This window comes from Dankookia rubra (assembly GCF_004355005.1).
GTDB lineage: Bacteria > Pseudomonadota > Alphaproteobacteria > Acetobacterales > Acetobacteraceae > Paracraurococcus > Paracraurococcus ruber_A.
This window is the reverse complement of the sequence record NZ_SMSJ01000147.1, coordinates 1-8,854: the sequence shown is the minus strand read 5'-3', so window position 1 is coordinate 8,854 and position 8,854 is coordinate 1. Positions and strand designations below refer to the sequence as shown.

Genomic DNA, 8,854 nt, shown 5'->3' with positions numbered 1-8,854 from the left:
GATGCCGGGGTCGAAGCGGGGGCGGCGGCGCATCGGGTGGTCCCTCCGGCAGGAACCCGGAACGGAGCACGAAGATAGGAATAAAAGCAAGGAAAAAGGCAGGAGGCGGGGGTGACGCCTGCCGCGCCTTGCGGAATCAGCTGGGAAGATGGGCAGACAACAAAAGGAACATCGGGCGCTCACGCTCGGGGGCCAGTTCGGGGCGCTCGGCAACCTGCGCCTCCGTCGGTGCCCATTCCTCGACATGGGTCAGCCGGAAGCCGGCGCCGAGCAGCGCGTTCAGCGTGGTGCCGAGCATGCGGTGCTGCTTGACCACCCCCTTGGCCAGCCAGTCGGTGACGCGTGGCCCCTCCCGCTGGTAGCCGTCGAGCGGCCAGGACCTGCGCCCCGCGGCATCGGTGGTCCAGCCGGCTCGGCCCGGCGCGGTCAGGATCGGATGCTCGAGCGAGGCGACGAAGTGGCCCCCCGGGGCGAGCGCATCGCGGATCCGGGCCAGCAGCGCCGGCAGGTCCTCGATGTAGTGCAGGACGAGCGCGCTGAAGGCCAGGTCGAAACCGGCCACCGGCAGGTCGAGCGCCTCGAGGTCGGCGCGGCGATAGGTGATGCCCGGGTCCTCGGTCATCGCCCTGGCCCGCGCCAGCATCGCGCGCGACAGGTCGAGGCCGAGCACCGAGGCGGCGCCGGCCTGCCGCGCCCAGCGGCAGAACCAGCCGAAGCCGCAGCCGAGATCGACCACGCGGCGCCCTTCCAGCGGCGGCAGCATCGCCCGCAGCGCCGGCCATTCCGGCGCCCCGTCCAGCCCCTCCACCGACCGCCTGAGCCGGGCATAGCCGGCGAAGAATTCCGGGTTGTCGTAGATATTCTGCGCCATGGGCTAGACCCGGGGTGTCCAGAGGGGCAAGGCCCCGCCGGCGGGGTCCGGGGCGGCGCCCCGCCACCGCGGCGCCACCCAGGCCCGCGCCCGCCGCGGCCCGCGCCGCGTCGTCACCCGCACCGGCACCAGCCGGTAGGGCGCGCCCTCGTAGGCCGCGAGCCGGGCCAGCGCCGCCGGCCCGCAGCGCAGCAGCGCGCCTGCGGTCGCGGCGCCCTTCGCGCGGACCAGCGTCGGGTAGGGCGTGCCGCGCAGCGCGACGCGGGCCCAGCCTTCCAGCCGCGCCGGGCGCAGCCGCCGCGCCAGGCCCGGCTGCCCCGCCATCCGCTCCAGCACCGCCGGCCGCAGCAGCGTGCCGTAGAGGAAAAGCGGCGGCGTCACTCCACCTGCATCTTCAGCTCGGCGACCAGGGGCCGCACCTGGGCGAGCTGGTCCTTCACCGCGGCGCCGAACTCGGCCGCGGAATTGCCGCCCGGCTCGGCGCCGAGCTCGGCGATGCGGCGCGCGACATCCGGGTGCTGCGCCGCCGCGGCGATCTCCCGCTGCAGCCGCGCCAGCACCGGCGCCGGGGTCGCCGCGGGGGCGAAGAAGCCGTTCCACCCCAGCAGCTCGATGCTCGGGAAGCCCTGTTCGCGCGCGGTGGGCACCTCCGGCAGCGCGCTGGCCCGTTGCGCCGCCAAGGTCGCCACCGGACGCAAGGCGCCGGACCGGATGTTGGAGAGGGAGGAGGAGAGCTGGTCGCCGCCGAACTGGATGCGCCCCGCCAGCAGCTCCTGCACCAGGGGCGCGGCGCCGCGATAGGGGATGTGGTCGAGCTTGATGCCGGCATCGCGCTTCAGCACCTCGCCGACCAAGTTGATGGTGCTGCCGGGTCCGGTCGAGCCGTAGAAGAGGTCGCCGCGCTGCTTGGCGTAGCCAACGAACTCCTTCAGGTCCTTCGCCGGCACCTGCGGGTTGACCAGCAGCATCATCGGCACATTGGCGCCCATCGAGACCGGGGCGAAGTCGCGCTCGATGGAATGCGGCGCGCGTCCCGCGAATTCCAGCGCGGCGGTGGTGGTGCAGAAGGTCAGGTTGTGGAAAAGCAGCGTGTGGCCGTCGGTCGACTTCGCCACCACGTCGGCGCCGATCGACCCGCCGCCGCCGCCGCGATTCTCGACGACGACCGACTGCCCGAGTGTTTCCGTCAGCCGCTGGGCATAGAGCCGCGCCAGCAGGTCGGTGGTGCCGCCCGCCGGGAAGGGCACGACGATGCGGACGGGCCGGGTGGGCCAGGTTTCCTGCGCCCGCGCGGTCCCCGCGATTGCCAAGCCCGCGCCGAGCGCCGCCCGCCTGGTGATCCGCATGGTCCTTTCCCCTCCCCGGTTCGGGGTCAGGATGCGGAGGCGGTGCGCGAGACGTCAACCGTTGGCGGGCGCTCCGCGCCGGTGCCCGACCTCAGTGGCCGGCATTCTCGCCGGAGAAGTCGGGCGCGGCGAGGCCGCTGGCGGTCAGCTGCTCGACCAGCCCGGCCTTCAGCCGCTCGAGCCCCGCTTCCGACGTCGCCTCGCAGCGCGCCACCAGCACCGCCTGGGTGTTGGACGCCCGCAGCAGCCACCAGCCGTCCTCGGTCAGCACGCGGACACCGTCGACCGCCTGTACCTTGGCGCCGCTGGCGGCGAGCCGCGCCTTCACCTCGTCGACCACGACGAATTTCCGCTCCTCCGGGCAGTCGAAGCGGAGCTCCGGCGTGTTGATCACCTGCGGCAGCGCGGCGCGCATCTGCCCAAGTGTCTCGCTGCTGCGGGCGATGATGCCGAGCAGCCGGATGGCCGAATAGGGCGCGTCGTCGAAGCCGTACCACTTGTCGGCGAAGAAGATGTGGCCCGACATCTCGCCGGCCAGCGGGCTGCCGGTCTCGGCCATCTTGGCCTTGATCAGCGAATGCCCGGTCTTCCACATCAGCGGCGTGCCGCCGGCCTTGGCGATCTCGTCGAACAGCACCTGGCTCGCCTTGACGTCGGCGATGATGGTGCCGCCCGGCTTCGACTTCAGCACGTCGCGCGCCAGCACGACCAGCAGCTGGTCGCCGAACAGGATGTTGCCCTCGCCGTCCACCACGCCGATGCGGTCGGCATCGCCGTCGAAGGCGATGCCGAGATCGGCGCCTTCCTTCTCGACCTCGGCGATCAGCTGCTCGAGGTTCTTCGCCACCGTCGGGTCGGGGTGGTGGTTGGGGAAGCTCCCGTCGACGTCGCCGTTGATGACGTAGTGCTCGCCGGGCAGCTTCGCGGTCAGCAGCTTGGTGATGTCAGCGCCCGAGCCGTTGCCCGGATCCCAGACCACCTTCAGCTTGCGGTCGCCGCCGTCGTAGTCCTGCATCACGCGGGCGACATAGGGCTCGGCCACCTCGACCTTGTGGTCGCTGCCCTCGGTCGAGACCGGGACGACGTCGCCCTCGGCCGCCATGCGGCCGATCTCCTGGATCTGCGCGCCGAAGAAGGGCTTCTTGCCCAGCATCATCTTGAAGCCGTTGTAGTCCGGCGGGTTGTGGCTGCCGGTGACCATCACCGCGCCGTCGGCGCCGAAGTGGTAGCTGGCGAAATAGAGCATCGGCGTGGCGACCAGGCCGATGCGGATCACCTCCAGCCCGCAGGCCCGCAGCCCCGCGACCAGCTGGGGTTCCAGGTCCGGGGAGGACAGCCTGCCGTCATAGCCGACCGCCACCTTGGTGCCGCCGGCGCGGGAGACGATGCTGCCGAAGCAGCGGCCGATGGCGAAGGCGTCCTCCGGCTGCAGCGTCTGCCCGACGATGCCGCGGATGTCGTACTCGCGCAGCACGGTCCGGTCGAAGCTGTGGTGGAAGGCGGTCATGGCAGGTCTCCGCGTTTTGCCGGAATTTGCCCGGCGGAATCAGGGTCGGCCGATCGAGGAATAGCGGAAGCCGGCGGCGCGCATCGCTTCCGGGTCGTAGACGTTGCGCAGGTCGACCAGCACGTCGCCGCGCATGGCCTGCCGCAGCCGGGCAGGCGCCAGGGCGCGGAACTCGTTCCATTCGGTCAGCAGCACCAGCGCATCGGCGCCGGCGATGGCATCCGGCGCGCTGGTCGCGTAGTGCACGCTGCCGGGCAGCAGCGGCTTCGCATGGCCCATGCCGGCCGGATCGAAGGCGCGGATGGTGGCGCCCGCCTCGGCCAGGCGGGGGATCAGCACCAGCGATGCCGCGTCCCGCATGTCGTCGGTCTCGGGCTTGAAGGTCAGGCCGAGCACCGCGATCACCTTGCCCGCGACGCTGCCGCCGCAGGCGGCGATCACGCGCGCGGCCAGGGCTTCCTTGCGGGCCTCGTTCACCGCGATGGTGGCCTCGACCAGCCGGATCGGGGCGCCGAAGTCGGCCGCGGTGCGGGCCAGCGCCAGGGTGTCCTTCGGGAAGCAGGACCCGCCATAGCCCGGCCCGGCATGGAGGAACTTGCGGCCGATGCGGCCGTCGAGCCCCATGCCGCGCGCCACGTCGTGCACATCGGCGCCGACCTTCTCGCAGAGATCGGCGACCTCGTTGATGAAGGTGATTTTGGTGGCGAGGAAGGCGTTCGCCGCATACTTGATGAGTTCGGCGGTCTCGATCCGGGTCGCCAGGACCGGCACCTCGATCAGGTTCAGCGGCCGGTACAGGCGGCGCAGCACCGTCATCGCCCGCTCGCCGCCCTCGCCCTCCATGGTGCCGATCACCACGCGGTCGGGCCGCATGAAGTCGCCGATGGCGCTGCCCTCGCGCAGGAATTCGGGATTGGAGGCGACCTCGATGGCGAGCTCCGGCCGGGCCTTCCGGACGATCTCATGCACCTGCCGTCCGGTCCCGACCGGCACGGTCGACTTGGTCACCAGGACCAGCGGCCGCTTGGCCGCCTTCGCCACCTGCTCGGCCGCGGCGAAGACGAAGGACAGGTCGGCATGGCCGTCGCCGCGGCGCGACGGCGTGCCGACGGCGAGGAAGACCGCGTCCGCCCCCTGCACCGCCTCGGCCAGGTCGGTGGTGAAGGACAGCCGACCGTCCCGGGCATTCTCCTGCACCAGGGTCTCGAGGCCGGGCTCGTAGATCGGGATGCGGCCGGCCCGCAGCGCCGTGATCTTCTGCTCGTCCGTGTCGAGGATGCAGACATCGTGGCCGAATTCGGCGAAGCAGGCCCCCGAGACCAGGCCGACATAGCCGGCCCCCACCATCGCAATACGCATCGTCCTGCTCCCGTTGGATGAGCGGCGCGGTCCCCGGTGGTCCGGTGGGCCGCGTCCGGCGTCAGTCCGATGCGGTTAGCACGGGGGGGTCACGAATAGTGCTTCAGGAATTCGCGCACTGCGGGCGCCATGTCCGGCCGTGCCAGGGCGAAGGCGATCTGCGCCTCCAGCCAGCCGGCCTTGTCGCCGCAGTCGAAGCGGCGACCCTCGTAGCGCAGGCCATGGAAGGGCTGGCTGCCGATCAGCTTGGCCATGCCGTCGGTCAGCTGCACCTCGTTGCCGGCGCCGCGCTCCATCCTCGCGAGATGGCCGATCACCTCCGGCATCAGCACGTAGCGGCCGATCACGGTCAGGTTGGACGGGGCCTTGTCGACCGGCGGCTTCTCGACCAGCCCCTTCACGGAGACCAGCCGGCCCATGTCCTGGGCGACATCCAGCACGCCGTAGCGATTGACCTTCTCGCGCGGCACTTCCTCGATCGCCACCACGTTGCCGCCGGTCTCGCGATAGGCCGCGGCCAGCTGGGCGGTGCAGGAGACGTCGCACATCATCAGGTCGTCGGGCAGCAGGATGGCGAAGGGGTCGTCGCCGATGAAGCTGCGCGCGCACCAGATCGCGTGGCCGAGGCCCATGGGCACCTGCTGGCGCACGGTGACCATCGCCCCCGGCTCGATCGCCTGGGCGCGCAGCTCGGCCAGTTCCTTCGCCTTGCCGCGCTCCTCGAGCGTCTTCTCGAGCTCGTAGGCGACGTCGAAATGCTCGACGATCGAAGTCTTGCCCCGGCCGGTGATCAGGCAGAATTGCTCGATTCCGGCGGCGCGCGCCTCCTCGATCGCGTACTGGATCAGCGGCCGGTCGACCACCGGCAGCATCTCCTTCGCCAGGGCCTTGGTCGCCGGCAGGAACCGGGTGCCGAGGCCGGCGACCGGAAGGACGGCCTTCTTCAAGGGCTTCAGTGCGGACACGTGCCTCTCCTGGCGGTGACGGCGTCATGGGGCAGCATGCGCCAGCCCCGCGTCGAGGGCGTGAGAAGTGCCACGCACCCGGACGCCCGGCAAGGCATGCCCGGCGGTCGGCGGTCGCCACCACCCTGCGACCAGGGCAGCCCTGTGGCCGGGACCGCCGCCTGCCACAAGGCAAGTCTACCGCCGGGCCGGTTACCAAAAACTGGCCTTCGGGCGCTCGATCTCGCGGCGGTGGGCGGGCCGGGCGGCCGTCGTGCCGCCCATCCCGGCCGCTGGCGGGCGCGGCGGCAGGGCCGGGACGCCGCGGCGCCTGGCCCCGCCGGCCGGGCGCCTTCATGTCAGGGGATGAGCACGCGGAGCAGGTAGGTCCTGGTATCGGCGACCTCGGCCGGGAAGGCGATGAAGCGGTGCTGGTCGAGCTGCATCCTGTTCGGCTGCTCGTCGCCGAGATTGATGGCGCTGATCGAGCTGATCGTCGGCCTCTTGTCGCCCTTCAGCCCGGCCAGCTCGATGCGCACGCTGCGCCGGCCGGCGACCCGCTTCACCGCCGAGGCGAAGAAGGTATAGGCGCCGCGCGGCTGCTCGGACCGGGTAATGACGACGTTGTTCACCTTGACCCCGGCGCCCGACAGCTCGGGGCCGGCGAGACCCTCGGCGGTGATGCTGCGCCGGCCGCTGTCGTATCGCTGCGCCATGGCGGAGGGTGGCAGGCAGGCCAGCATGGCGGCGAGCAGCAGCTTGCGCATCGGTCGTATCCCCCGTGGTGATCCGGCATGGCCTGCCGCGGCGTCGACCGAAGGGAAACGAAAAACCCCTGCGGCTGCCTCTGGGCTTCGCCTCGGGGGCGGGGAGAGTCGCGTCATCTTGAAGCCTGCCGCGGCCCGGGCAGCCGGGTCGAAACGGACCAGGGAAGCCTAGCGACCGGACCCCCGCCTTCCCGCCGCGCCGCGAGCCGGCGGAGTGGCCACTCAGGGCAGCAGGGTGTCGCGCGCCTGGTTGACCCGCGCCGCCAGCCAGTCGCTGCCGCCCTGGTCCGGATGCGCCGCCCGCATCAGCCGGCGGTGCGCCGCGCGGATCGCCGCCGCATCGGCGCCCTCGGCCAGGCCGAGCACCGCCAGCGCCTCCTCCCGCGTCATGCGTCCGCCGGGCGGGGCGCCGGGCGGCGGGGTGGCGGCCTCGGCGGCGCGCCAGTCCGGGTCCAGCCGGTCGAGCCAGGCCTCCAGCAGCGCCACGCTGTCCGGATCCTCGGCGCGGCAATCGGCCAGCAGGGCCAGCAGCTCGGGCAGCGACAGGGAGGCGAGCTCGCGCCCCGTCTGGCGGCCGCGCCGCACCGTGCCGCTCATCCGCCCGGTGGCATGGTCGAGGCGCATCGCCAGCGTCGCGGTCTCGACCGCGCTTTCGCCCGCCGCCCCGGTGCCGCCGGCGGCCGCATCCTGCCAGCGGAAACGGCGGGCGGCGAACCAGCCGCGGCCCCAGCGCCAGAGCAGCGGCGCAAAAAGGCCGAGCGTCCAGAGCGCCTGGGCGCCGCGGCCGGTGCTGAGCACCAGCAGCAAGCCGCCACCGGCAACCGCGGCGCCGCCCCAGATGGCGCCCTTGCGGATGGCCTCGACCCGCGCCGTGGCGAAGACGCGCGCCAGCCAGAGCAGCAGCAGCAGCAGCCCGGCGCCGACCGCGAGCCAGACCATCCGCGCCTAGGCCTTCGGCGCCGGCAGCTGCCCGGCGATCCGCTGCGCCGCCCCGCCGGGCAGCCGGGTCAGCGCCGAGCGGCCGCCCGCGGCATAGACCGCGACCGCGCGCAGCAGGTCGCGCAGCGCCGCGGCGCTGGCGGTATCGAAGGGCGCATAGGCACCGCCCGAGAGCCGGGCGATCTGCTTCAGCGCATTGGCCGCTTCCGGATGACCGCCCTCATGGAAGGTGAAGACCGGCGTGCCGTGCAAGCCGAGCTGGCCAGCGGCGTGGCAGAGCGGATCGACCGCCTCCTCCACCGCGTCGCCGACGAAGATCAGCGCATTCACCCGCTCCCGCCTGGTCTCGGCGATGACATGGTCCAGCACCCGCTGGATCTGGGTCTGGCCGCCCAGGCACTGCACCCCCGCCATCCGCCGGGTCAGCTCCGGCGGGTCGGTCAGGAAGGGGGTCGCGGCGAATTCCATGAAGCCGCGGTAGTAGGCGAGCTGGATGGCGAGGCCGCCCAGGTCGCGGGTCGCCTGGAACATCTCGCCCTGCAGCTGGCAGGCACGGTCCCAGGTGGGCTGGCGCGACGCGGTGGCGTCGATCGCGAAGACGAGGCGGCCGCGGCGCCCGGAAGCCGGCCGCGCCTGCGGCAGGCCCTCGACGCGCTTGAGGAAGGCCGCGACGGCGGCCGTGGCCGGCTTGTCGGGCAGGTTGCTCATGCGGTGAATGTGGGCGCGGCCGGGCGGGTCCGCCAGGGTCGGCCCCGCCTTCCGCGGGCGCCGCGCGCGGTTATCCACGCCGCGGCCGGCCGCGGGCATGGCGCCCGGTCCCGCGCCGCCCCTATTGTTGCGGCGACAGGCGGAGCGTGCGGCATGCGGTGGGTCCTCGGCACGGCACTGGTGATCGGCCTCGCGGGCCTCGGCGCCGCCCGCATCGAGGCGTGGGCGCAGCCCAAGCCGCCGCCGCTCGACCCGCCCGCGGCGCCGGCACCGGGCGGCCGCGTGGACAAGTTCGGCGAGCCGATTCCCGACGCCCCGCCCCCGGCGCTTGCCGCCCCCGCGGCGCCGCCGGCCGCCCCCCCTGCCCCCGAGGCCCCCCCGGCCCTTGCGGCACCCGCCACGCCCGAGCTGCC

The 8,854-nt window shown here is 72.9% G+C and carries 9 protein-coding genes and 1 pseudogene; 1 reads left to right on the top strand and 9 read right to left on the bottom strand.

The annotated features are described in order from the left end of the window. Nucleotides 1-136: 136 nt before the first annotated feature. The 9 genes from E2C06_RS34000 to E2C06_RS33960 all read right to left on the bottom strand — a co-directional run bounded on the left by E2C06_RS34000 (nucleotide 137) and on the right by E2C06_RS33960 (nucleotide 8,540). Entirely contained in the window at nucleotides 137-871 is a 735-nt protein-coding gene (locus E2C06_RS34000; protein WP_133292985.1) for a class I SAM-dependent methyltransferase, read from the bottom strand. 3 nt (nucleotides 872-874) lie between these two features. Next, entirely contained in the window at nucleotides 875-1,252 is a 378-nt protein-coding gene (locus E2C06_RS33995) for a gamma-glutamylcyclotransferase family protein (protein ID WP_133292984.1), read from the bottom strand. Next, nucleotides 1,249-2,217 (bottom strand): Bug family tripartite tricarboxylate transporter substrate binding protein, encoded by a 969-nt coding sequence (locus E2C06_RS33990; protein WP_133292983.1) that lies wholly within the window; start codon nucleotides 2,215-2,217, stop codon nucleotides 1,249-1,251. Before E2C06_RS33990 ends, E2C06_RS33995 begins: the two co-directional genes overlap by 4 nt. 91 nt (nucleotides 2,218-2,308) lie before the next feature. Then, the gene (gene pgmG, locus E2C06_RS33985) at nucleotides 2,309-3,724 is read right to left on the bottom strand and encodes a phosphoglucomutase/phosphomannomutase PgmG (protein ID WP_133292982.1); all 1,416 of its coding nucleotides are present in this window, start codon (nucleotides 3,722-3,724) and stop codon (nucleotides 2,309-2,311) included. 39 nt (nucleotides 3,725-3,763) lie between these two features. Beyond that, complete coding sequence (locus E2C06_RS33980; protein ID WP_133292981.1) at nucleotides 3,764-5,083, bottom strand: UDP-glucose dehydrogenase family protein; 1,320 nt, start codon at nucleotides 5,081-5,083, stop codon at nucleotides 3,764-3,766. A gap of 89 nt (nucleotides 5,084-5,172) precedes the next feature. Beyond that, the gene (gene galU, locus E2C06_RS33975) at nucleotides 5,173-6,048 is read right to left on the bottom strand and encodes a UTP--glucose-1-phosphate uridylyltransferase GalU (protein ID WP_133292980.1); all 876 of its coding nucleotides are present in this window, start codon (nucleotides 6,046-6,048) and stop codon (nucleotides 5,173-5,175) included. Nucleotides 6,049-6,386: 338 nt separating this feature from the next. Then, nucleotides 6,387-6,794, bottom strand: a complete 408-nt coding sequence (locus E2C06_RS33970; RefSeq protein ID WP_133292979.1) for a hypothetical protein — start codon at nucleotides 6,792-6,794, stop codon at nucleotides 6,387-6,389. Between the two features lie 222 nt (nucleotides 6,795-7,016). Further along, nucleotides 7,017-7,733, bottom strand: coding sequence for a J domain-containing protein (locus E2C06_RS40520; RefSeq protein ID WP_133292978.1), 717 nt, complete (start codon nucleotides 7,731-7,733; stop codon nucleotides 7,017-7,019). Nucleotides 7,734-7,739: 6 nt separating this feature from the next. Then, the gene (locus E2C06_RS33960) at nucleotides 7,740-8,540 is read right to left on the bottom strand and encodes a vWA domain-containing protein (RefSeq protein ID WP_338324265.1); all 801 of its coding nucleotides are present in this window, start codon (nucleotides 8,538-8,540) and stop codon (nucleotides 7,740-7,742) included. Nucleotides 8,541-8,594: 54 nt separating this feature from the next. Between E2C06_RS33960 and E2C06_RS33955 the strand changes: the two are divergent. Further along, a pseudogene (locus tag E2C06_RS33955) lies at nucleotides 8,595-8,854 on the top strand (hypothetical protein); the annotation flags it as partial.

What these genes read in the sequence shown, in the direction of transcription:
- E2C06_RS34000 (WP_133292985.1), bottom strand. Translation starts at nt 871, where the DNA reads ATGGCGCAGAATATCTACGACAACCCGGAATTCTTCGCCGGCTATGCC.
- E2C06_RS33990 (WP_133292983.1), bottom strand. Translation starts at nt 2,217, where the DNA reads ATGCGGATCACCAGGCGGGCGGCGCTCGGCGCGGGCTTGGCAATCGCG.
- pgmG (WP_133292982.1), bottom strand. Translation starts at nt 3,724, where the DNA reads ATGACCGCCTTCCACCACAGCTTCGACCGGACCGTGCTGCGCGAGTAC.
- E2C06_RS33980 (WP_133292981.1), bottom strand. Translation starts at nt 5,083, where the DNA reads ATGCGTATTGCGATGGTGGGGGCCGGCTATGTCGGCCTGGTCTCGGGG.
- E2C06_RS33970 (WP_133292979.1), bottom strand. Translation starts at nt 6,794, where the DNA reads ATGCGCAAGCTGCTGCTCGCCGCCATGCTGGCCTGCCTGCCACCCTCC.
- E2C06_RS40520 (WP_133292978.1), bottom strand. Translation starts at nt 7,733, where the DNA reads ATGGTCTGGCTCGCGGTCGGCGCCGGGCTGCTGCTGCTGCTGCTCTGG.
- E2C06_RS33960 (WP_338324265.1), bottom strand. Translation starts at nt 8,540, where the DNA reads ATGCCCGCGGCCGGCCGCGGCGTGGATAACCGCGCGCGGCGCCCGCGG.